This window comes from Zafaria cholistanensis (assembly GCF_008580665.1).
Taxonomy (GTDB): Bacteria; Actinomycetota; Actinomycetes; order Actinomycetales; family Micrococcaceae; genus Zafaria; species Zafaria cholistanensis.
This window is the reverse complement of the sequence record NZ_BKDJ01000011.1, coordinates 1-21840: the sequence shown is the minus strand read 5'-3', so window position 1 is coordinate 21840 and position 21840 is coordinate 1. Positions and strand designations below refer to the sequence as shown.

Genomic DNA, 21840 nt, shown 5'->3' with positions numbered 1-21840 from the left:
ACCCGTGCGGACACGTCAGCGGCACCGATCCGCGGGCAAGTCCGGCTCTGCCCGGCAGCCGTAACATTGCGCCCGGAAGGCAGGGCGGGAGGCAGCGCGGGAAGCGGGGCGGAAGGGCACGACGCCGGCGGGCGCGGCGGGTCCGCCGCTGCCCGGGGCAGGTTAGAGGCAGGTCAGGGGCGGGGGCCGGAGCCGGGGCCGGAACCGTTGTCGGGGACGTCCCCGCCGCGGGGGCCGGGGCCGTTTCCGTCCGGGCGGGAGCGGCGGGCGGCGCGGCCGTGCGCGGTCAGCAGCCGGTACACCCACCCCAGGAACACCAGCACCACAAGGCCCACGCCCACGAGGACCCCGGGGGTGGGGCCGGAGGCGGCGCCGGCCGCTGCGGAAAGGATTGCTGCGTAGGTGGTCATGCTGTCCTCGCTGGTTCGGCGGCGCCCGTCCGTGGACCGGCGCCGGAGTGCCGCAAAAGGGAGGCGGCCCGGTCCCCGGGATCGGGACCGGGCCGCCTGGCGCCGGCTCCTAGTGGAAGAAGTGGCGGGCGCCGGTGAAGTACATCGTGATGCCGGCCTCGTTCGCGGCCTGCACCACCTCGTCGTCGCGGACGGATCCGCCCGGCTGCACGACGGCCTTGACGCCGGCGTCGATGAGGATCTGCAGGCCGTCGGCGAACGGGAAGAACGCATCGGAGGCGGCCACTGCGCCACGGGCACGCTCCGGGGCCCCGGCGCCCTCGACGTTGGCGGCGCCGCCGGCCGAATCGGCGCCGGATTCGACGGCCACGCCCAGGGTGTTGGCCCGTTCCACGGCCAGGCGGCAGGAGTCCAGGCGGTTGACCTGGCCCATGCCGATGCCCACGGCGGCGCCGCCGGCGGCGAGCAGGATCGCATTGGACTTCGCAGCGCGCACGGCACGCCAGGCGAAGGCCAGGTCCGCGAGCGTGGCCTCGTCTGCGGCCTCGCCGGCGGCGAGCGTCCAGTTGGCCGGGTCGTCGCCGGCAGCGTCGACCGCGTCGGCGGCCTGCAGCAGCATGCCCCCGGAGACCTGCTTGTACTCGACGGTGTCGCGGGCGAAGCCTTCCGGCAGGGCCAGCAGGCGGATGTTCTTCTTCTGGGAGAGGATCTCCACGGCCTCGGGCTCGAAGCCCGGTGCGACGACGACCTCGGTGAAGATGTCCTTGACGGTGTTGGCCATGCCGGCGGTGACGGTGCGGTTCGCGGCGATGACGCCCCCGAACGCGGACACCGGGTCGGTGGCGTGGGCCTTGGCGTGGGCGTCGGCGATCGGGTCCACGGCATCCGCGGAGGCCACGGCGACGCCGCACGGGTTGGCGTGCTTGACGACGGCGACGGCCGGCTCGGCGAAGTCGAAGGCTGCGCGGACGGCGGCGTCGGCGTCCACGTAGTTGTTGAAGCTCATGGCCTTGCCGTGCAGCTGCTCGGCCTGGGCGATGCCCGGCTCGGCTCCGACCTCGGCGTAGAGGGCGGCCGGCTGATGCGGGTTTTCGCCGTAGCGCAGGGACTCGGAGCGTTCCAGGGCAACGCCGGCGTACGGCGGGAAGGCCGGGACAGCGGCGGCTGCGGCATCGTCGCCGAACTGTGCGGCAGTCCACTTCGCGACGGCGGTGTCATAGGCCGCGGTGTGCGCGAACGCGAGGGAGGCAAGGCGCCGGCGCGTCGCCAGGTCGAAGCCGCCGGTCTTGGCGGCCTCGACCACGTCGCCATACGTGGCCGGGTCCACCACGATCGCGACCGACGGGTGGTTCTTGGCCGCGGCGCGGACCATGGAGGGGCCGCCGATGTCGATCTGCTCGACCACCTCGTCCTGGGTGGCCCCGGACTTCACGGTCTGCACGAACGGGTACAGGTTCACGACCACCAGGTCGAACGGCTCGATATCCATGGCGGCCAGCTGCTGGACGTGCTCCGGCAGGCGGCGGTCGGCCAGGATGCCGGCGTGCACGCGCGGGTGCAGGGTCTTGACGCGCCCGTCCAGGCACTCCTGGAAACCGGTGACCTCGGAGACCTCGGTGACCGGGACCCCTGCAGCGGCGATGCGGGATGCGGTGGAACCGGTGGAGACGATGGCGACGCCGGCGTCGTTCAGGCCACGGGCCAAATCCTCCAAACCGGTCTTGTCGTAGACGGAAATCAGGGCGCGGCGGATCGGGATGCGGTCAAGAACGGTATGGCTCACAAAAGTCTCCCTGGTACGGGTGGCTGGGGTTGGCACCCAGTCTAGCCGCCCCCGGGCCCGCGCCGCGGCCCGCGGGCGGGCCTGCGCCCGCTAGGCGCCCCGCAACCGCTCCAGCGCGGCTTCGGCCTCGCGCACCGCCTGGTCCTGGACGGCCAGCTCGGCCCCGTACAGCACCCCGAGGGCGAAGGTGTCGTGCCCCGCCTTGCGGGCCTGCCGCGCACTGTCCCGCACATACTTCTGGAACATCACGCTGTCCCGGTGCCTCCCCAGCGCGTCCTGTACGTCCGCGGCCAGGTGCATCCGCGCGGAGGGGCCCGGGCCCAGTGTGAAACCCGCGGTCCGGGTCCCGCCTGCTTCCCCGTCCACCCCACCGGGCCCGACGTTGTCCACGGCCACCGCCTTGACCGCGTACCGCAGCCGTTTCGCGGTTTTGCGGACCTCGTGGAGCAGGTCGGTCCTCTCGCCGTGGCCGTCCGCCGCCGCGGCCCGCCCGGCCAGGGCCAGGACCTCGGCGAGGCCCCGCTCCACCCGGGTTTCGAGCACCTGGCTCGCCGGCCCGGCGGCCGCGAGGAGCAGGGGCGGGGCCGCGGCAAAGGCATCCAGGTCGTTGAGCAGGGCAAGGTACCTGGCCCCGCCCAGACGGCGGTCAAGCCGGGCCATCTGGTCCCGGCGTTCGGCGTTCTTTCCGGCCCACAACTGCTTCCTCACCGCGGCCGGAATGCCTTCGGGCACCGCCTGGCACCGGGGGTCGACCATGTCGCGCACCACCTCGGCGTCGCGGGCACCCGCCAGGGCCCTACCCAGCCGGCGCAGGCCGTCCTCAAGCCGTCCGAGGGCCTCGGGGGCAAACAGGTCCCCGTACGTGTGCAGCAGGCTGCGCAGGGTGCGGGCGGCGATCCGCATCTGGTGCACCGCGTCCGCCGCGTCGCCGCGCACCAGCGGGTCCCAGCGCCTGAGCGTTTCCAGCCCCGCCCGGAACGCCGCCGTCAGGACGGCGGCGGCGCTGGGCTCGGCCGTGCCGGGCCCGCCGGGGCCGGACTGATCCGGGCCAGGCTGATCCGGGTCAGGCTCATCGGGGTCGGGGCGGCCGGCGCCGGTTTCCCCGGGTCCGGACCGGGCTGCGGCTTCAGGGTGCGGCCCGGGCCCTGCCGCGTCCAGGACCCGGCCCAGCTTGGAGAGGTGGGTGCTGGGGGTCGCACCCGCCCTCAACAACACCGCCTCGATCCCGTCCAGCAGGTCCGCCGTGCCGGCCGGCCCCAACTCCACCTCCCATTCGCGCCAGACCAGTTCGGCCCCGCCCACCGCGCGGGCCTGGACCTCGTCGTCGCAGAACTCGGCCAGCAAGGCTCCTGTCCCGTCCAGCAGGCGCACCACGGTCCGCCGGGTGCGCACGCGGGCCACCGGGCGCAGCGGATCGGAGCGCGTGTGGACCCTGACCGCGTCCAGGACCGCCTCCGGCACGTGGGCCTCCTGGCCGCCGAGCGGGAAATGCGTCTCCATCCGGCCCCCTACGGCCGCCGACTTGATGTGCCAGCCTTCGTCGGGTCCGCCCAGGCGGCGGCGCAGGATGATCTTGCGTTCTCCCAGGGTGCCCCCGCCGGTATCGAAGTAGTCGGCGCGCAGCTCAACCGGGGGAAACCCCACGGCCCTGGCGACACCCGGCACGGTGGCGAGGTTCGGAACCGAAACCGGCCCGCCGACGTCGTACTTGCGTTCGACCTCCAGGTGCGTATGCGCGTCCATGCGGCCATTATCACCGCAGCCGGGCGGGGCGGCCACGGGTAAGCGCGGCGCCCGGGCAGTCCGAGCGCGGGGCCTCAGGAACGGGGCAGGTCCGCCGGCAGGGCGGCGAGGTCGGGGAAATGCGCGGCCAGCTGCTCCGGTGTCAGGCAGGCCCGCAGCAGCTGGTCGGCGTGGTCCTCATCGGAAACATAGGCAATCAGGTCCGCGTTCCGCCCCACGGCCAGTTCGCGGCCCAGGTCGATGGCGATGGAGACCAGCATCCGGTAGTAGCGGCGGATGGTCTCCTCCCATCCGTGCCGGCGGGCAACGGAGGTGAGCGCCTCGCTCCAGAGCTCGGAAGCGGACTCGTCGAACAGCTCCATGGAACACCAGTGCCATTCCGGGGGGTTCCAGCGGGTCGAGTAGAAACTGCTTCCGTCCTCCGCGGCCTCCTCCCCCAGGTCCTCGCCCAACAGGTCCTCCACGGATTCGGTGTCCTCCTCGGGGGCGAACACGTCCGCGCCCCCGTCCCCATCCTCGGCGTCGGCGTCGGCGTCAGCGTCGGCGTCGGCGTCGGGACGGGCCCCGTGCAGGATGATGTCCTCCGTGTCGGAGACCACCACGTCGTGGAGTTCGGACTGGAAGTCGGAGCCGTCCTCGGAGAATCCTCCGCGGGTGTCTTCGGCGGGTGCGGGATCTCCCAGGGGTTCGGGCTCTTCGTCGCGGACCGGCGCGTCCAGGCGCAGGTCCCGGCGCAGGGCCTGTTCGGAGTTCAGGGCCAGGACGGGCAGTTCGATCCGGGCGGCGGGCTCCGTGGACACCCCGTCCAGGGCCACGGCGTAGAACACGTGCCCGGGATGGCTGTCGATGATTTCCCTGGCCTGGCGCAGCGCGGACTTCCGGATCGCTTCTTCCAAGGCCGCCCAATCAACTCCCATGCCGGAACTCTACCCCCGTCCGGGCCGCGGCTGTAGAGGCGTTTCGGGCCCTGCACTGGAGGCGGGGAGGGCTGCGGAGGGGTAGGATCGACGCGCCCGGACAACGGGCTTCGAGACCGAGGGGATCCGCCTGCCATGACCGACACCCGCAGCCTGCCGTCCGGCCAGTCCGTGGTCCAGAACCTCCCGTGGCGCTGGGGCGTCCAGGGGAAAATCTTCCTGATTGGCGGGCTGGGCTTCATGTTCGATGCCTGGGACGTCTCCCTCAACGGCGCCCTGATTCCGTTGGTGATGCAGGAATGGTCGCTGGACAGGCCGACGGCGGCGCTGCTGGGCACCGCCAACCTGATCGGCATGGCGCTGGGCGCCTTCGTCTGGGGCACCATCGCCGACCGGGTGGGGCGCAAGACGGCGTTCACCTGGACCCTGCTGGTCTTCTCCATCTTCACCGTTGCCGGGGCGCTGGCCCCCAACTTCGCCCTCTTCGCCGCCTTCCGCTTCCTGGCCGGCTTCGGCCTGGGCGGCTGCATCCCGGTCGACTACGCGCTGGTGGGCGAGTTCACGCCCACCCGGCAGCGCGGACGGGTGCTCACCGCGATGGATGGGTGGTGGCCGGTGGGCGCGGCCCTGGCGTTCTTCGTTTCCGCCCTGATCCAGGCCTCCACGGACAACTGGCGGCTGATCCTGGCCGTGATGGTGCTGCCCGCGTTCCTGGTCTTCTGGGTCCGCCGCAGCGTCCCCGAATCCCCGCTGTACCTGATCCGGCAGGGACGCCACGGTGAGGCGCGGCGGGTCATCGACGACCTGGTGCGGCGCACCGGCGCACCCGCACAGCAGTACGACCTCCCGCCCGCTGCCCGGGCCCCCCGCTTGTCGGCGGGTTCCTGGGGAGAGCAGCTGGTCAAGGTCTGGGCCTTCGGCTGGAGGACAACCTTGGCGGCATGGTCGCTGTTCTTCACCGTCCTGCTGGTCTACTACCTGGCGCTCACCTGGATGCCTTCGATCCTCACCGACGCCGGCATGGGTGGTGTCGCCGCCCTGTTCAGCAGTGCCGGCATGGCCGCCGTGGGCCTGCTGGGCGTGGGCGCGTCCGCGCTGCTGGTGGAACGGACCGGACGCAAATGGCTCCTGGGCGTCACCGGACCGCTCAGCGCGCTGGTCCTGGTCATGGTCGCCCTGAACCTTGGGAACCCCCAGGTGGCGGTGGTGTGGCTGCTGGTATTCGGCTTCATTGTCCAGATGGCGATCCCGGTGCTCTACGCCTACGTTTCCGAGCTCTACCCCACGGAACTGCGCGGCTCCGGGTTCGGCTGGGCCTCGACGTTCAGCCGGGTGGGCGCCGGAGTGGGCCCGCTGGTGTTTGCCCTCGTCTGGCCGGTATTCGGCTTGGCCCCCACGTTCCTGGCCGCAGGGGTCCTGGTCCTGCTCGCCGTGGCCTGGATGGCATTCAATGCCCCGGAGACCACCGGCAAGATCCTGGACTAGGTCCGGGATCCCGGACCGGGTTCAGGATCCCCGACTGCGTTCAGGATCCTGGAGTGGGCCGGAAGGCTCCCCTCAGGGGCCGGGGCCGGCTGGCGGGCAGACGCGGCCGCGAGCCGGCGCAGGGTCTCGATGAGCAGGGCGCGCTCCTCGACCTTGATGCGCTCGTGCAGGGTCTCCTCGGTGTCCTCCGGCAGCACCTCGACGGCCTTTTGGGCCAGGATAGGGCCGGTGTCCACTCCCGCGTCGGCAATGTGGACCGTGCAGCCGGTGACCTTGACCCCGTAGGCGAGGGCGTCGCGGACCCCGTGGGCGCCGGGGAAGCTGGGCAGCAGGGCCGGGTGGGTGTTGATGTAGGTGCCGTTGAACGCGTCGATGAACTCCTGGCCGACGATGCGCATGAAGCCGGAAGACACCACGTAGTCGGGGGCGTAGGAAAGGCATTTTTGGGTCAGGGCGTGGTTCCATTCGCCACGGTCGGCGTAGTCCTTGAAGTTCACCACGAAGGTTTCGATGCCGGCCGCGGCGGAGCGCTCCACTCCGTAGGTACCGTGCTTGTCCGCGCCGACCGCCGCGATCTCGACATCCAACTCTCCGGCCTGGACGGCGTCGATGACCGCCTGGAGGTTGGAGCCGGTGCCGGAGACAAGAACCACGATGCGCATATGTCCAAGCTTAGCCGCCGCCGGACCCGCCCCGGCCGGCAGCGGGCGGTGGGAGGCCGGCAAGCGTTAGGGAGGGTTTCAGGCAAGGGATTAAGCACCCGGGCCCCGTATCACCCGGGCCCCGTACCACCCGGGCCCAGCACCACCCGGGCTCTGCACCCCGGGCCCTGTCCCGCCGGCTGCCGGTTCCCGTGTCCGGCGTCGGGCCCTGTCAGTCCTCGAAGTCCTCCGCGGGGACCGCTTCCCCTCCGGCCGCCCCGGCGTCGCCGCCCCGGGTTCTTCCGGCGGCGCTGCTGAGGTGGATGGCGGCCTCCGGGGTGGCGACCAGGAAGCTGAACGATTCCTCGAGATAGAGGTGCACCGAGTCGTCGTCGTGCCCCTGGTAGCCCAGGGACAGGTCCTGGCCGGCCTCGAAGCGGAAGTCGCCGCCGCGCAGGCTCACCACCACGGCGCCTGTGACGCCGGGGACCCACACGAGGGGGCCTTCCAGGATGGTGGAAAGGTGCTCGGAGAGCAGGTACCCGCCCCGTTCGGTGGCCTCCACGACCGCGGTATAGTGCCCCGGGCCCAGGGCCAGCCCGAAGGGGCCTCCGATCCCTGCCTGGCGCAGGACGGACACCGCATGCGCCACCCGCTTGGGGTAGTCGTTGAAGTCCTCTACGCGCGGTACCGGTTCGTGGGGGGTGGCCTCGGTGATGCCGAGGATGCCGGCGTTGGCCCAGCCGTGGAAAACGGCGGTGTTCTCCGCCGCGGCGATGCGCAGGGCGGCGGCATCCAGCCCGGGCAGGGAGGCGTCCAGGACTCCGCGGTCGATGTCCATCAGTTCCGCCCGCGAGACCTCGAAGTCGGCCCGCACCTCCACCAGCGGAAGCACCCGGCGGCGAAGGGCCCGCAGGCCGTCCTGCGGGCCGGCCAACGGCTCCACGCGCCCCAAGGGCGTGGCCGAATACTCCCAGCCCAGCGGTCCGTGGAAGTCCACCAGTTTCCGTGCCCCCAGCGCCACGGCAAGGCGGGACGTAGCCTCCCGGTCCAGGAAGCTCCACCCTGCCTCGGAGATCGGGGCGTTCTCACGCAGCAAATGGTTGGCGCTCATCCCAAGCCCTCCTTCAGGCTTCCGATCCCCAGCGAGGTGCCCGGGTCCGGCGCACCCGCCCGCCGCCCGGTCCCGCCGTCGGCTCCACCGCTTTCGACCGCGTGTTCGGCGGCACTGGCGTTGGCGGCAATGTCCCCGTCCCGGAAGAGCACGCCGCGGGCGATCTCCCGCCACACCGGCTTGGCACGCAGCAGAAACTCAAGTTGCATGCTGAAGTGCTTGTATTCCTCGACCTGCGAGTTTTCCATGATCGAGCGGGCCACCGGGTCCTGTTCGAGAGAGAGGCGCTGTTCGTACCAGCCGATCGCCTCGGCCTCCTCGGTCAGGTTGGCGCACATGCGCGCGAACGTTCGCACCTCGGCCGGCAACTCTCCGGCCGGTTCGTGGTATTGCTCGAAACCCATGCTGGACCCTCCGTCCAAGGCGGGCCCGGCGGACGTGTCAGGCCCACTGCTCAGGTTAGACCGGAGGGGTTCCCACGGCTACCCATGGTCCGGAGTGCTCTCTCCCCCAAGGGCCACTTCCGGAGCACCACGCCCCGGCCGGCCGCGGTGAGCGATGGCCACCACGCGCATGCCATAAATAAACTCACTTTGCCCTTGCCTGTAGTACTTAGGCTAACCTTAACCACCGTGACCCAACTTCCCGTGCGAGGCCTCGCTGCCGGGGCTCCCCGCCCTGATTCCCGGCTGGCACCCGTGTCCGCGTCCGACGCCGGCCGGGCGGGGCTTCCCGCGCCGGTCGCCGCGGCCGCCGAGCTGGCGGCGGGATGTCTCGCATGGCGGGTGGCCGACCGCCCGATCCGGCGCCTGCAGGACCTGATCCCCTCCCACCCGATGAAACGAAAGCACCTCATGACCCATAACCGCCGCCCTTTGCTCGCCCTCGCCCTCGTACTGCCGATGGCCCTGGCCGCCTGCTCCGGCGGCCCCGCCGGTCCGGCCGGGCCGGCCGCCGGAGACGCCTACCAGCCGCAGGCGGACACGCTGCAGGTCTACTCCGCCCAGCACATCGAGGTCACCGAGGCCGTCGCCGCCGCGTTCACGAAGGAGACCGGCATTCCCACCCAGGTCCGCGACGGCCAGGACTCCTCGATGGGACACATGATCGTGGAGGAAGGCGATTCCTCTCCGGCCGACGTGTTCCTCACCGAGAACTCCCCGGCCATGACGCTCGTGGAGCGCGAGGGTCTCCTCGCACCGGTGGACGGTTCCACTCTGGACCAGGTCCGTGAGGGCCTGGCGCCGTCTTCCGGCCTCTGGGCGCCAATCGCCGCCCGCTCCACCGTGCTGGTCTACAACAAGGACCTGATCAGCGAGGAGGACCTGCCGTCCTCGATGATGGACCTGGCGGACCCCAAGTGGGCCGGCAAATGGGGCGCGGCCCCGGGAGGCGCGGATTTCCAGGCCATCGCCGCAGGCATGCTCGCCGAACGCGGCGAGGCCGAGACCCGCGCCTGGCTCCAGGCGCTGGCGGACAACGCCGAGGTCTACCAGAACAATATTGCCACCATGAAGGCGGTCAACGCCGGTGAGGTCCCGGTCGGAATCATGTACCACTACTACTGGTACCGCGACCAGGCCGGGGACCGGCAGGGCAGCGCGAACACGCAGCTGCACTACTTTGGGGGCGAGGACCCGGGGGCGTTCGTCAGCCTCTCCGCCGGAGGGGTGCTGGCCTCATCCGACATGCCGGAACAGGCCCAGAAGTTCCTCGAGTACGTGACCGGACCCAAGGGCCAGCAGGCCCTCGTCGACAGCGGATCGATGGAGTACGCGGTCGGGACCGGCGTGGAGTCGGCTCCGGCACTGCCGCCCCTGGACAAGCTGGAGGCCCCCGCCGTCGACGTCTCCACCCTCAACTCCGACAAGGTGATCGCGTTGATGACCGATGTCGGAATCCTCTAGCGCGCGCGGTGTTGTGGCGGCCGCGACCCTGGTCGCGGCCCTCACCGTGCTGCCGCTGCTTGTCGCCCTTCCCGGTGCGCTCTCGGAGGGTCCGGCCCGGGCCGTGGAATACCTGTTCCGTCCCCGCATCGGCAACCTCCTGGCGAACACCGGAATGCTCATGGCCGTCACGGTGCCCGCCTCGGTCGTCCTCGGCACGGCCGCCGCGTGGCTGGTGGAGCGCACGGCGCTGCCAGGGGCCGCCTGGTGGCGAACCCTGCTGCTGGCGCCGCTGGCGGTGCCCTCGTTCGTCAGCGCGTACGCCTGGGTGACGGTTGCTCCCGGCCTCACCGGCTTCGCCGGCGCCGCCTTGGTCACCACACTGGCCTACTACCCGTTCGTGTTCCTGCCCGTCGCGGCGCTGCTGCGCGCTTTGGACCCCGGGGACGAGGAGGCCGCGCGCTCCCTGGGCCTCTCCCCCGCCGCGGCCGTAGCCCGCACCGTCCTGCCCCGGCTGCGTCCCGCGCTGAGCGGCGGGGCCCTGCTGGTGGCGCTGCACCTGCTCGCCGAGTACGGGGTGCTGGAGATGATGCGGTTCCAGACCTTTACCACGGCGATCATGCAGCAGTACGCCGTGGGCTTCAGCGACACCTCCGGCAGCCTGCTGGCCTCGGTGCTGGTTGGCCTCTGCCTGCTGGCCCTCCTGCTGGAGCTGATTGCCCGCGGCCGCCGTCGGGTCGCCCGGCTGGGGCCCGGCACGCAGCGCCAGGCCATGCCGCACGCCCTGGGCGCCTGGACCGTGCCCGGCCTGCTGTTCCTCGGAGCGCTCGTCGCCGGGGCGCTGGTGGTCCCCGTCGCCAGCGTGGCCCGCTGGCTCGCCGCCCCGGGCGGGTGGGCCGGGGTGTTCGACGGCGACCTGCTGGCCACCGTCCTCGGCACGGTGACCCTGGCGGTCTTGGGCGCCGTGGCCGCTACCGCGGCGGCGCTGCCCGGAGCGTGGCTGCTCAACCGGCATCACTCCGGCCTGCCCCTGGTCCTGGAACGCGTCACCTTCGTCGCCAGCTCCCTGCCCGGGATTGTCATTGGACTGGCGCTGGTGACCTTGGCCGTGGGATGGGCCCGCCCCCTGTACCAGACCGTCGGGCTGACGGTCCTCGCCTACGCCATCCTCTTCATTCCCCGGGCGATGGTCTCGCTGCGCGCGGGGCTGGCCGCCGCGCCGCCCGAGCTGTCCGAGGTCGCGCGCTCGCTGGGCGCCCGCGGCTCCGGCACCCTGGTCCGGGTGGTCCTGCCGCTGATGGCCCCGTCCGTGCTGACCGGGCTCGTGCTCGTGGCCCTGGCGGTGGGGACCGAGCTGACGGCCACCCTCCTCCTGGCGCCCACGGGGACCGAGACCCTGGCCCTGTCTTTCTGGCGCGAGGCCAGCCAACTCGACTACGCCGCCGCAGCCCCCTATGCCGCGGCGATGATCGCGCTGTCCGCACCCCTGACCCTGCTGCTGCGGCGGCAGATCCTGGAGGAGAAATGACCGAACTGAGGATCCGCGCCGTCACGGCTGGCTACGGGCGGGACGCGGTGCTGGAGTCAGTCGACCTCACTGTGCCCGAGGGCACGACAACGGCGGTGCTCGGCGGGTCCGGCAGCGGCAAGACAACGCTGCTGCGCCTCATTGCGGGCTTCCTCCGCCCCAGTGGAGGCGAGGTGTCCGTCGGCGGCCGCACGGTGGCCGGGCCCGGCGTGTGGGTGCCGCCGGAGCGGCGCGGAGTCGGGTACGTGCGCCAGGAAGGAGGGCTGTTCCCGCACCTGTCGGTCGCCGGCAACATCGCCTTCGGCCTGCCCTGGCCGCGACGCCGCCACCGGGCCCGCGTGCTCGAGCTGCTCGATCTCGTCGGCCTGCCCGCCTCCATGGCGGACCGCTGCCCGGATCAACTCTCCGGGGGCCAGCAACAGCGCGTTGCTTTGGCTCGCGCGCTCGCTCCACGCCCGGGCCTGATCCTGCTCGACGAGCCGTTCTCGGCGCTGGACAGCGGCTTGCGCGCCGCCACCCGCGAAGCCACCGCCCGGGCCCTGCGCGCCGCGGGCGCCACCGCGGTGCTGGTGACCCATGACCAGGGCGAGGCACTCTCCTTTGCGGACGAGGTCGCCATCCTTGGCGCCGGCCGCTTCCGCCAGGTTGGCCGGCCCGCCGAGGTCTACCGCGAGCCGGTCGACGCGGAAGTGGCGGGATTCCTCGGCGATGCAGTCCTTCTCGACGGCATCGCCTCCGGGGGCGCGGTCTCCTGCGTGCTCGGTTCGCTGCCCGTCCAGGAAGGGGTTCCCGACGGGCACGTTCTGGTCATGGTCAGGCCCGAACAAATCGCCCTCACTCCCGCCGGAGGGGGCCACCTGGACGCGACCGTGCGCGCCGTGTCCTACTTCGGGCACGACGCGATCGTGGAGCTCGACGGGATCGGAGACGGGATCGGATCAGCACCGTCGGGAACGGTGGTCGCGCGGGTCCTCGGCCAGGACGCACCCCGAAGCGCGGAGCGCGTGGGGCTCAGCGTCGCCGGGCCGGTCCGGGCGTTCCCCGTCGGCCCCTCCGTGGCCCGGCCGCTGTCTGGGACGGCGGCCCGCTGACGGAACCCCGGCATGCGAAACCGGGCAGGAACGATGTGAACCGCCCCCGCCCCTCGCTTCGCCCGGGGCGGGGGCGGAGGTAGGGGCGCTAGTCTTCCAGCACCGGATCGTGCTCGAGGACCGGGGCCGCGAGGTACCCGACGACGGCGCCGACGGCCACCTCGGCCAGCAGCAGCAGGGCCGTCAGCCAGGCGTTGGGCCCGAAGTCGACCAGCCGGCCTATGCCCAATGACCCGCTGGAGAGCCAACTGCCCACCAGCGAGAGAATCCCGGCAACGGCCCCGATGAACGCGCCCAGCAGGAGGGTGGAGGCGGACAGCGTGAACCACCGGGCCCGGAACCTCAGGCTCAGCCAGTCGTCGAGGTGGTTTTCCCCTTCGCGCAGGAAGAACCATCCGGCCAGGAACCCGGCCAGCACCGGCACGAACATGAACATCCATGCCTGGCTCAGGTCTCCGGTAGGCAGGCTCCCCAGCACGGGCAGGGCCGGCAGCGGGCCCACAGTGGTCTCCAGCGTGCTCAGCGTGCTTCCGGTGCCCAGGGAGAACCCGCCGCCGGAGACCCAGGCCAGCGTCCAGGCCGCCAGGTTCGGGACCATGCCCAGCTGTGCCGCGGTAAGCACCGCCCCGCCCACGGGACCGGGCTTGAGCTGCTGGTAGACGTTGGAGATCTCCGCCCAGTGCATCGCGAAGTTCACCGCAAGCACCGCCGCAGCCAGGCCAAAGGCGGCCAGGTAGGCGAGCGAACCGGCACGGACCACCGACCATACGTAGGATCCGGCCCAGCGCGAGTGCTGGCTGGCGCGGGCGATCCACGCCGCCGAATCGACGCCGATCAACCGTCCCCACGAGCCGGCCTCGCGGCGGGCGCCAACGACCAGTCCGGCACCGGCCGCCACTGGCGGCACCAGGGCAGCCGCCGCAAGCGAAATGCGCACCTCCTCCGTCTGGACGGCGAACCCGGTGACCAGGCCGAAGATCATGTACGCCCCCAGCGCTCCGGCCAGGCCCTGCCACAGCTGGTCGGTATAGGAGGCGCGGGCGATGCGGCGGCCCGAGCGCCAGGCCAGGAAGAACGGCAGCAGCGTCAGCCCCAGCGGCGTGAGCGTCAGGGTGCCGGTCAGGACCTCCGGCGAGTCGGCGTTCACCGGAACGCTCAACTGCAGCGGCACGCCGTGGATCAGCAGCCAGGCCTGCCCGCCGAGTTGGAGCACCGAATCGAGTGTCCGGTCCGCGAACCCCTGGCCGAACCACACGGCCACCAGCGGCCCCAGCACCAACAATCCGGAAAGGATCGCGCACTGCAGGAACTCAAGGGCGCCCTGCAGCCACAGCGGCATGGGAAACCCTTCCTCGAGGTAGCCCCGCAGCGCCGTTCCCCGGGCCCCCGCGCCCGGCTTGGCCGCCGCGGAGCCTGATGCCTGTCCCAACCGGGCCCCGGAAGGGGGCCCCGGCGGCGGCGCGTCGGAGGGCGGGGCCGGCCGGGCCGCGCGCGGGGCCTTGGGGGAGCCGGGACGGCGTCCCGCCTTCGGGGCTCCAGGCCGGCTGCCGCCGGCGGGGTCGGTGCTGCGCTCGTCTTTCATCGTTCCTATGGTGCCACCCCTGCACGGGAGGGCCTGCCAGCAACGCGGGCCCGGGCACAAGCCGTCCGCGGGCCCCGTGCCGGAAGTTCATCCCGGGCGCGCCGCGCGTTCACCGCTCGGCCACGCACGCGGCGCAGGCTGGGCGGGTGAGGATTGCAGTGGTTGCCGAATCTTTCCTGCCGCACATGAACGGGGTCACCAATTCCGTTCTCCATGTCCTGGCGCATGTGCGCGAGCAGGGCCACGAGGCGATGGTCATCGCTCCTGCCGGGGCCGAACCGGGACCGGAATCCGTCGAGGGCTTTCCCGTGGTGCACCTGCCCGCGCTGCCGCTCAACGGCTATCCGACAGTCCGGGTGGCCGCGGGCAGCGTGCTGCGCGTGCGCCGGCTGCTGGCCGGATTCGCGCCGGACGTGGTGCATGTGGCCAGCCCGTTCGTGCTGGGGTGGCGTGCCATCCAGGCCGCGGAGCAGTTGGGGCTGCCGACCGTTTCCGTCTACCAGACCGAGGTTCCCGCCTACGCCGCGCGCTACGGGGCACCCTGGCTGGAGCCGCTGCTGTGGAACCACGTGCGGACCCTGCACGAGGCCTCCACCGTGAATCTGGTCCCCAGCACCCATTCGATGGACCAGTTGCGCGGGCTCGGGGTGCGGCGGACCCACATGTGGCGGCGCGGGGTGGACACCCGGCGCTTCCATCCCTCGCGGCGCGCCACCCCGGGAGGCGCAGCCTTCCGGGCCCGGATGGCTCCCAACGGCGAACGCATCATTGGCTACGTGGGGCGGCTGGCCGCGGAGAAGCAGGTGGAGGACCTGGCGGTGCTGGACGCCCTGCCGGGCGTGCGGCTGGCGGTCGTGGGGTCGGGGCCGCTGCGGGAGGGCCTGCGCGGAGCCCTTCCCAACGCACACTTCGCCGGATTCCTTGGTGGAGAGGACCTCGCGGAGGCCGTGGCCGGGTTCGACCTGTTCGTGCATCCCGGCGAGGCGGAGACCTTCTGCCAGACCATCCAGGAGGCGATGGCCTCCGGTGTGCCGGTGGTTGCGGTGGGCCGGGGCGGCCCGGTGGACCTGGTGGATTCCTCCCGTACGGGCTGGCTCTACAAGCCGGGCGACCTCGCGGAACTGCGCGCGCGGGTGGAGGACTTGGTGTACGACGACGGCAAGCGGCTGGCGTTCGGGGCGGCGGCGTACGCGACGGTGCGGACCCGGACGTGGCCCGCAGTCTGCGCGGAACTGGTGGGCCACTACGAACGGGCGATCCAGGTGAAGTCGCGGCAGCTGGACGTGGTGGCGCGCGGGGTGCTGGCCCGGTAGGACCGGGACGGCTGCAGGGCCGGTTGGTCCTGCGCCCAACCGGCCCTGCAGCCGTCCTCGCGCCTGACCGGCCTTGGGTTGGCGCCTTGGCGCTACTCGGCCTTGCGGCGCAGGAAGACCGGCAGGACCACCAGCAGAAGGGCGGTTACCAGCAGCACCGCCCCGCCAATGACCAGCGCCAGGGAATCCCCCAGCAACACATCGGCGATGAAGGTGACGGACGCGGATACCAGCAGGCCGGTCCCGATGAGGGCGATCTGCACAATCCGGTGGCCCTGCTCGACGGTGACTTCCTTGATGTGTTGGCGGAAAAGCTTGCGGTGGACGGCCACCGGGGTCAGGATCAGGCCGGTCAGCAACACGGAAAAGACAAGCAGCGCCAGGTAGAAACGGATCTGCGTCGGGTTCAGCTCGTCGAACCGGGACTGGAAGGGCAGCGTCATCAGGAAGGCCGTGGTGATCTGGACGCCGGTCTGCATAACGCGCAGTTCCTGGAGCAGTTCGCCCCAGTTCCGGTCAAGCATTTCATCGAACGTTTCCGTGCGGCCACGCTCCATGGCACCGTCCCGCGCCCCGCCAGATGTTTCCTTATCGGATTTCATGCGCCCTAGGGTACCGGACGGTCCCGCCTCCCCGGGTGTCATCCGGTCCGGGCTGCGGCTCCTGCCGGCGGCACCGATTGGAGGCCGGGCCGTCGGCAAGCCGGGCGGAAAGGGAACGGAACCGTCAGGAGGCCGGTCGGATGTTGGCCAGCAGTTGCTCGAACGGCAGGGACTCCAGGGCGCCGGTTCCCGGGCGTGCGGGGGCCGCCCCCTCGACCGCCAGGGCCAGTTCCCGCCCGGCCCGTGCCACGCGGTCGGCCAGGGCCCCGCCACCGGTGTCTCCGCCCCAGTCCTCCGCGGAGGCGAAGACGCCGGTGGGCACCACGGCCGCGCGCAGGTAGGCAAGGACCGGACGCATGGCGTAGTCCAGGACCAGGCTGTGGCGGGCGCTGCCGCCGGTCGCCGCGACCAGCACCGGCATTCCGTCGAGGGACTTAGGGTCCAGCACATCCAGGAACGACTTCACCAGCCCGGAAATGGACGCGCTGAACACCGGCCCGACGATCACCACCGCGTCGGCGGCCGTAACTTGGGCGATCATCCCGGCAAGGCGCGGCGCCGCGTAGCCCGTGACCATGTTGTTGGCGATGTCCGCAGCGTAGTCGCGCAGTTCGATGGCGGCGACCTGCGCCTCCAATCCGCGCTCGGCGAGCGCGCTGCGGGCCGCCTCGCCCAGCTGGTCTCCAAGCATGCGGCTGGTGGACGGGACCCCGAGGCCTCCGGAAACTACAACGATGTTCTTGGCCATGGCGGGCACCCCTCACTCGATTTCAATGCAATCGCATATAAAAACCGAAGGGGTGCCGTTTTCATTCCCGCCGGCCCGGATCGTCTTGGCGGTGGGCGCGCAAGGCCTATCGCGCGCGCTTGCGTGCCTGGGCCACCGGGTCGGTGGGCATCTCCATGTCATGCTTGGCGCGCTTCTCCGCGCGGCGCTGCTTGATGGTTTTGCCGGTCTTCTTGTGCTCGTGTTTCTGCGGGGCCTTGTCGGGCATGGCGCACCTTCTTCGGCTGGGCCTTTGTGGGACCTGGGGACTTTGTGGGGATCCGGGGCCTTTGTAGGGATTTGTGGCTTGCGGGATTCCGCCGGGCGGAGCCCGCATTGCGTCGGGTTTCCGACACCCCCAAGGTACGCCTGCAGCTGCCCGACGCAATCCTTCCGCGGCAACAAAAAATGCCCGGTTCCGTCTTCCGGGGCGGTCATGGTGCCCGCCAGCCGGGTTCAGCCATCGGGTCCAGTCCGGCGGCGATCCGTTCCAGGACCTCGGGGTACTCGAGCTGGCTCAGCTTGGGATCGGCTAGTTCGCTCCAGGTTCGTGGCGCGGCGACGGTCGGGCGCAGGCGCCCCCGGAGCGAATAAGGGCAGACCGTGGTCTTGTGGGCCATGTTTTGGCTCCAGTCCACCAGCACCTTGCCCTCCCGCAGGGACCGCTTCATCTCTGACACCACGCGCCGGGGGTGGGCTGACTCAAGTTCCAGGGCCACCTCGTGGGCGATCCGGGTGGATTCGTCCGCCGTAGTCCCCTTCCCCAGCCCGGCATACAGGTGGATCCCCTTCGACCCCGAGGTCACCGGAAGCGCGGCCAGGCCCCGCCGGCCCAGGGCTTCCCGGCACCAGTGGGCCACTTCGGCGACCCCGGCCAGGTCCACCCCTGCCCCGGGGTCGAGGTCGATCACCAGGCGGTCGGGGCCATGGGCCCGGTTGCCCGGGCCCATGCGCCACTGCGGGACATGGATCTCCAGCGCGGCCCGCTGGGCGAACCACGCCAGGACCGCGGGACCGTCCACTATGGGGTAGGTGTTGGTGTGGTCGCGGTGCCGGAGGTTGGCCCGGGGAATCCATTCGGGCGCCGAATCCTCGAGGTCCTTGCGGAAATAGGACTCTCCGGGCCGCTCGGCCGTGCCCACTCCACCCATCCAGTGCTTCCGTGTGGCCGGACGCCCAGCGGCCTGCGGCACCAGCACCGCGGCCGCCTCCAGAAGGTAGTGGAGGACATCAGCCTTGGTGGTGCCTGTGGATGGATACAGCACGCGGTCGGGGTGGGTGAACCTCACCTGCCGTCCCGCGACCTCCAGAGTGTCAGCCGGCGTCAAAACGCTCGTCGGAGTCCCTCTCACGGGACCCCATCCCGTCGTTGCCGCTGCCGTTGGGCAGGTCATCGGGGCTGGCGGAGGGGACGTGGCGGGGATGTTCCGGGGGCACCTGCCCGGCCGTGCCCTCCTTGTCGGGGCGTTCCTGGCTGCCCCCGCCGCTGGCGGTGCGCTCCGGTTCCGGCGTCGCGTTCTTCATGGCGTTCTCCTCACCTGGTGGGCGGACTCGTGGCTTGGCGCCGGGCGGCCCGCTAAGTCCACGGTAGTTCCGGCGCCGGCCCGGCGGTAGGGACGTCCCCGGGTCCACAAGCCGCTGCCGCCGGACCCGGCACTCCCTCCACCGAGGGTAGGGGGGCGCATCCCCCATAGCTACAGGGCCACCTTCCTGCCGGGCCTGCCGGGCTTGCCGGGGAATCCGGCACCCCTCCCCCTCACGGTGGTGCCGCAATGGTCGGCGGGGCCCCTTTTCCACACGGGTGCGCCCCACGTCCAGCAGGACCGGGCCGGGCGGGTTCGATGGAAACTCCGGGCAAGACGGGGCAAAACCGGGCAAACCCGGGCAAGGCACAAGGCACAAGGCACAAGGCAGGGACAACACAATGAAAGGACGCACGATGGAGGGAAGCACCAGGGAAGGAAACAGCAGGGAGGGAAGCGCCAAGGCAACGCAAGGCACTGACGTGGCATACGCCAAGGCGCAACAGGGAGGTGGCAGGGTTCCAGCCCGGGCCGGGTTGCCCAACGGCGGCGGAGGGCCGCCGGCAGGGGCCGCCTCGGCCTGCCACCGCCCGCAAAGCATGCGCCGCACGGAGCTCATCCACCGAACGGTGGATTCGCCGCTGGGTTCCCTGCTGTTGGTGGCCTCGCCGGCCGGCCTGGTCCGGGTGGCCTACAGCGTGGAGGACCACGAGGACGTCCTTGAGGGACTGGAGGCTCTCGCCCCGGGAGGGGTGGAACGGGCCGGGGCCGCGCTCGACGGGCCAGCCAGGCAGTTCGAGGACTACTTCGCCGGACGGCGGAATGAATTCACGGTCCGGGTGGACCTGCCGGATCCCCCGCCCACCTTTGGCGCCCAAGTCCTGCAGACCGTACAGCGGGTGCCCTACGGCGCGGTGGCCACCTACACGGACATTGCCGCCCTGGCCGGCCGCCCAGACTCCGTCCGCGCCGTGGGAGCGGCCTGCGCCCGCAACCCCCTGCCCATCGTGGTGCCATGCCACCGCGTGGTCAGGCTGGACGGATCCCTGGGGCACTACGTGGCGGGCCCCGCGGCCAAAAGGTGGCTGCTGCGCTTCGAGACGCTCGGGCCGGACCGCCAGGTCCCAACGCACAGGCCAGGCCGCTAGGTCCCAGCGCACGGATGCCAGGCCGGACGTCAAAGCGGACTGTCAGGCGGCCGGGCTGCTCCCGGCTGTTCGGCAGGGCGCGGCTGTTCGGCAGGGCGCGGCTGTTCGGCAGGGCGCGGCAGGCCCCTTTTTGCCCTGCCGGTTATTCCCTGCCAGTGTCCCCGGGAGGCCGCCCGAAGCCGCCCGGAGGCTTTATTCCACCCGCGCTGCGGACCAGCCCAAACACGAACATGCCCAAGCCCACCATCATGCCGAACCACAGGGAGCCGAACGCGTCGCGCCCGCCCAGCCCAATCGCCAGGAACGCCCCACACAGGCCAATCAGGATCAATCCGGTGATGGCCGTCCTGTTGCCAGGTGCGCCGTGGTGACGCGCCATCCCGTCCGCTGCAACCGCGTTCCTGCGTACCATGGTCCGCCCCTTCCGGTCGGCCACCACCGGCCGCCGTTGGCCGGTCCATACATCAAAAGTATGCCTGCCGCAACGGGTACACAAGGGGTGCCGGGCTCCGCCCAACACGGTAGGCCCCGCAGGAAACCCGCGGGGCCTACCGTGTTAGGGCCCGCTGGAGCCACAGCGCCTGCCCGCGGCTCCAAGGGTCGCCAACTTAGCTGAACGGATCAGGGTCCGGGTTCGCAGTGCACCCGCTGCCGCGGAAGCACCCGGCGGAACCAGCCGGCACAAGGACCGGCCCGGCCGTGGATCTGGCTCCACGGCCGGGCCGGTCCTTGTGTGGGGTGGCCTCAGTCCTCGACGAACCCGTCGGCCACGTCCAGGGCGCGGTCCAGGGCCTCCAAAGCCTCCAGCAGCAGCTCGTCCGGGATATTCAGCGCCGGAACCACGTGGATGCGGTTGAAGTTCGCGAACGGCAGCACGCCGCCGGCCTTCAGCGCCGCCACGACCTGGTTCATCTCCGGCGAGGACCCGCCATAGGGGGCCAGCGGTTCCCGGGTGTCCCGGTTCTTCACCAGTTCCACCGCCCAGAAGCATCCCGCTCCGCGGACCTCGCCCACGGACGGGTGCTTCGCGGCAAGCTCGCGCAGGCGCGGCCCAATGACTTCGGCGCCCAGGCGGGCCGCGTTCTCCACGATCCCTTCCTCCCGCATCGCCCCGATGGTCGCGACGGCCGCCGCGCAGGCCAGCGGGTGTCCGGAGTAAGTGAGCCCGCCCGGGTACGCCCGTTCGCGGAACGTCTCGAAGATGGCGTCGGAGATGGCCACGCCGCCCAGCGGCACATAGCCGGAGTTCACGCCCTTGGCGAAGGTCACCAAGTCCGGGACCACGTTCCAGTGGTCGATCGCAAACCACTTCCCGGACCGCCCGAACCCGGCCATGACCTCATCGGCGATGAACACAATGCCGTGCCGGCGGGTGATGTCGCGCACGCCTTCCATGTACCCGGCCGGGGGCACGTAGATGCCTGCGGTCCCGGGAATGGATTCCAGGATGAGGGCCGCGACGTTCTGCGGGCCCTCCAGCAGGATCATGTCCTCCAGGTGGCGCAGCGCCCGCTCGGTCTCCTCCGCCTCCGTGGTGGAGCCGAAGTAGGAGCGGTACGGGTAGGCGGGCAGGAAATGCACGACGCCGGAGTCGCCGGAGTCGTTGGGCAGCCGGCGCGGGTCTCCCGTAAGGTTCACCGCCAGGTGCGTGCCGCCGTGATAGCTGCGGTAGGCGGAGAACACCTTCCGGCGGCCGGTGTGCAGCCGGGCCATGCGGATGGCGTGCTCGACGGCGTCGGCACCCCCGTTGGTGAAGAAGACGCGGTTCAGGTCGCCGGGGGCCAGTTCGGCGACCAGCCAGGCCGCTTCCGAGCGGGCGTCGTTGACGTGCTGCGGGGCGATCGTGCAGAGCTTCCCCGCCTGTTCCTGGATGGCGGCGACGACCTTCGGGTGCTGGTGGCCAATGTTGGTGTTGACCAGCTGGCTGGAGAGGTCGATCAGGCGGTTGCCCTCGCCGTCCCAGACCAGGGACCCCTCGGCCTTCAGGACGGTCATCGGGGCGAAGGGCCCCTGCGCCTGCCAGGAATGGAAGACGTGGGCGCGGTCCAGCTCGTGGGCGCGTCGGCCGGCCTCGATCTCAGCCGCGGTAATCTCCGATGTGGTGATCTCCAGGGCGGCGGCTTCGGCGGTTTCGGGCATGGCGGCATCAATGCTCATAGTGCGGGCCTCCTAGGCGTTCTGCGGGAAGCCGAGGTTGAGGCCGCCGTGGCTGGGGTCGAGCCAGCGGCTGGTCACCACCTTGCCGCGGGTGAAGAAGTGCACTCCCTCGGCGCCGTGCGCGTGGGTGTCGCCGAACAAAGAGTTCTTC

At 71.3% G+C, this 21840-nt stretch carries 19 protein-coding genes and 1 pseudogene; 6 read left to right on the top strand and 14 right to left on the bottom strand.

Features of this window, described 5'->3' with window-relative positions:
• Positions 1–173: 173 nt before the first annotated feature.
• From NCCP_RS10735 to NCCP_RS10720, 4 genes are all read right to left on the bottom strand, one after another.
• A complete protein-coding gene (locus tag NCCP_RS10735) occupies positions 174–410 on the bottom strand; it encodes a hypothetical protein (RefSeq protein WP_149957266.1) in 237 nt (78 codons plus the stop codon).
• A gap of 109 nt (positions 411–519) precedes the next feature.
• Entirely contained in the window at positions 520–2193 is a 1674-nt protein-coding gene (gene purH, locus NCCP_RS10730; RefSeq protein ID WP_149957264.1) for a bifunctional phosphoribosylaminoimidazolecarboxamide formyltransferase/IMP cyclohydrolase, read from the bottom strand.
• Between the two features lie 90 nt (positions 2194–2283).
• Positions 2284–3936 carry a CYTH and CHAD domain-containing protein gene (locus NCCP_RS10725; RefSeq protein ID WP_149957263.1) on the bottom strand — a complete coding sequence of 551 codons (1653 nt, stop codon included), beginning with the start codon at positions 3934–3936 and terminating at the stop codon, positions 2284–2286.
• 74 nt (positions 3937–4010) lie between these two features.
• On the bottom strand, positions 4011–4853 hold the full coding sequence (locus NCCP_RS10720) for a hypothetical protein (RefSeq protein WP_149957262.1): 843 nt from the start codon (positions 4851–4853) through the stop codon (positions 4011–4013).
• Between the two features lie 135 nt (positions 4854–4988).
• Between NCCP_RS10720 and NCCP_RS10715 the strand changes: the two genes are divergently transcribed.
• Positions 4989–6338, top strand: a complete 1350-nt coding sequence (locus tag NCCP_RS10715; RefSeq protein ID WP_149957260.1) for an MFS transporter — start codon at positions 4989–4991, stop codon at positions 6336–6338.
• Positions 6339–6439: 101 nt separating this feature from the next.
• Here the strand turns inward: NCCP_RS10715 and purN are convergent.
• The 3 genes and pseudogenes from purN to NCCP_RS10700 all read right to left on the bottom strand — a co-directional run.
• A pseudogene (purN, locus tag NCCP_RS10710) lies at positions 6440–7000 on the bottom strand (phosphoribosylglycinamide formyltransferase); the annotation flags it as partial.
• Positions 7001–7211: 211 nt separating this feature from the next.
• Positions 7212–8093 (bottom strand): family 1 encapsulin nanocompartment shell protein, encoded by an 882-nt coding sequence (locus NCCP_RS10705; protein ID WP_149957257.1) that lies wholly within the window; start codon positions 8091–8093, stop codon positions 7212–7214.
• Positions 8090–8497, bottom strand: a complete 408-nt coding sequence (locus tag NCCP_RS10700) for a ferritin family protein (protein WP_225873791.1) — start codon at positions 8495–8497, stop codon at positions 8090–8092. Before NCCP_RS10700 ends, NCCP_RS10705 begins: the two co-directional genes overlap by 4 nt.
• Positions 8498–8791: 294 nt before the next feature.
• On the opposite strand from NCCP_RS10700, the gene NCCP_RS10695 reads away from it, so the two are divergent.
• The 3 genes from NCCP_RS10695 to NCCP_RS10685 are packed head-to-tail and all read left to right on the top strand — an operon-like array spanning position 8792 to position 12598.
• Positions 8792–10000 carry an extracellular solute-binding protein gene (locus NCCP_RS10695; protein WP_308655506.1) on the top strand — a complete coding sequence of 403 codons (1209 nt, stop codon included), beginning with the start codon at positions 8792–8794 and terminating at the stop codon, positions 9998–10000.
• Positions 9984–11507: an ABC transporter permease gene (locus NCCP_RS10690; protein WP_149957255.1), complete on the top strand. Its 1524-nt coding sequence runs from the start codon at positions 9984–9986 to the stop codon at positions 11505–11507. The genes NCCP_RS10695 and NCCP_RS10690 overlap by 17 nt, the downstream gene beginning before the upstream one ends.
• On the top strand, positions 11504–12598 hold the full coding sequence (locus NCCP_RS10685; protein WP_149957254.1) for an ABC transporter ATP-binding protein: 1095 nt from the start codon (positions 11504–11506) through the stop codon (positions 12596–12598). Before NCCP_RS10690 ends, NCCP_RS10685 begins: the two co-directional genes overlap by 4 nt.
• Positions 12599–12686: 88 nt before the next feature.
• Here the strand turns inward: NCCP_RS10685 and NCCP_RS10680 are convergent, their stop codons facing one another.
• Positions 12687–13937 (bottom strand): cell division protein PerM, encoded by a 1251-nt coding sequence (locus tag NCCP_RS10680; RefSeq protein ID WP_149957253.1) that lies wholly within the window; start codon positions 13935–13937, stop codon positions 12687–12689.
• A gap of 389 nt (positions 13938–14326) precedes the next feature.
• Here NCCP_RS10680 and NCCP_RS10675 point away from each other — a divergent pair, with 389 nt between their 5' ends.
• On the top strand, positions 14327–15493 hold the full coding sequence (locus tag NCCP_RS10675) for a glycosyltransferase family 4 protein (protein WP_149957252.1): 1167 nt from the start codon (positions 14327–14329) through the stop codon (positions 15491–15493).
• A gap of 92 nt (positions 15494–15585) precedes the next feature.
• Here NCCP_RS10675 and NCCP_RS10670 read toward each other — a convergent pair whose 3' ends face one another.
• From NCCP_RS10670 to NCCP_RS10655, 5 genes are all read right to left on the bottom strand, one after another.
• A complete protein-coding gene (locus NCCP_RS10670) occupies positions 15586–16095 on the bottom strand; it encodes a DUF6328 family protein (protein ID WP_225873790.1) in 510 nt (169 codons plus the stop codon).
• A gap of 124 nt (positions 16096–16219) precedes the next feature.
• Entirely contained in the window at positions 16220–16843 is a 624-nt protein-coding gene (locus NCCP_RS10665) for a CE1759 family FMN reductase (protein ID WP_149957251.1), read from the bottom strand.
• A gap of 106 nt (positions 16844–16949) precedes the next feature.
• Positions 16950–17090: a hypothetical protein gene (locus tag NCCP_RS15020; RefSeq protein ID WP_172627371.1), complete on the bottom strand. Its 141-nt coding sequence runs from the start codon at positions 17088–17090 to the stop codon at positions 16950–16952.
• 205 nt (positions 17091–17295) lie between these two features.
• Positions 17296–18255 (bottom strand): non-homologous end-joining DNA ligase, encoded by a 960-nt coding sequence (gene ligD, locus NCCP_RS10660; RefSeq protein ID WP_149957250.1) that lies wholly within the window; start codon positions 18253–18255, stop codon positions 17296–17298.
• Entirely contained in the window at positions 18176–18385 is a 210-nt protein-coding gene (locus NCCP_RS10655; RefSeq protein WP_149957249.1) for a hypothetical protein, read from the bottom strand. Before NCCP_RS10655 ends, ligD begins: the two co-directional genes overlap by 80 nt.
• A 628-nt stretch (positions 18386–19013) precedes the next feature.
• On the opposite strand from NCCP_RS10655, the gene NCCP_RS10650 reads away from it, so the two are divergent.
• The gene (locus NCCP_RS10650; RefSeq protein WP_172627370.1) at positions 19014–19532 is read left to right on the top strand and encodes a methylated-DNA--[protein]-cysteine S-methyltransferase; all 519 of its coding nucleotides are present in this window, start codon (positions 19014–19016) and stop codon (positions 19530–19532) included.
• 744 nt (positions 19533–20276) lie between these two features.
• Here the strand turns inward: NCCP_RS10650 and NCCP_RS10645 are convergent.
• Positions 20277–21689 carry an aspartate aminotransferase family protein gene (locus NCCP_RS10645; RefSeq protein WP_172627369.1) on the bottom strand — a complete coding sequence of 471 codons (1413 nt, stop codon included), beginning with the start codon at positions 21687–21689 and terminating at the stop codon, positions 20277–20279.
• Between the last annotated feature and the right edge of the window lie 151 nt (positions 21690–21840).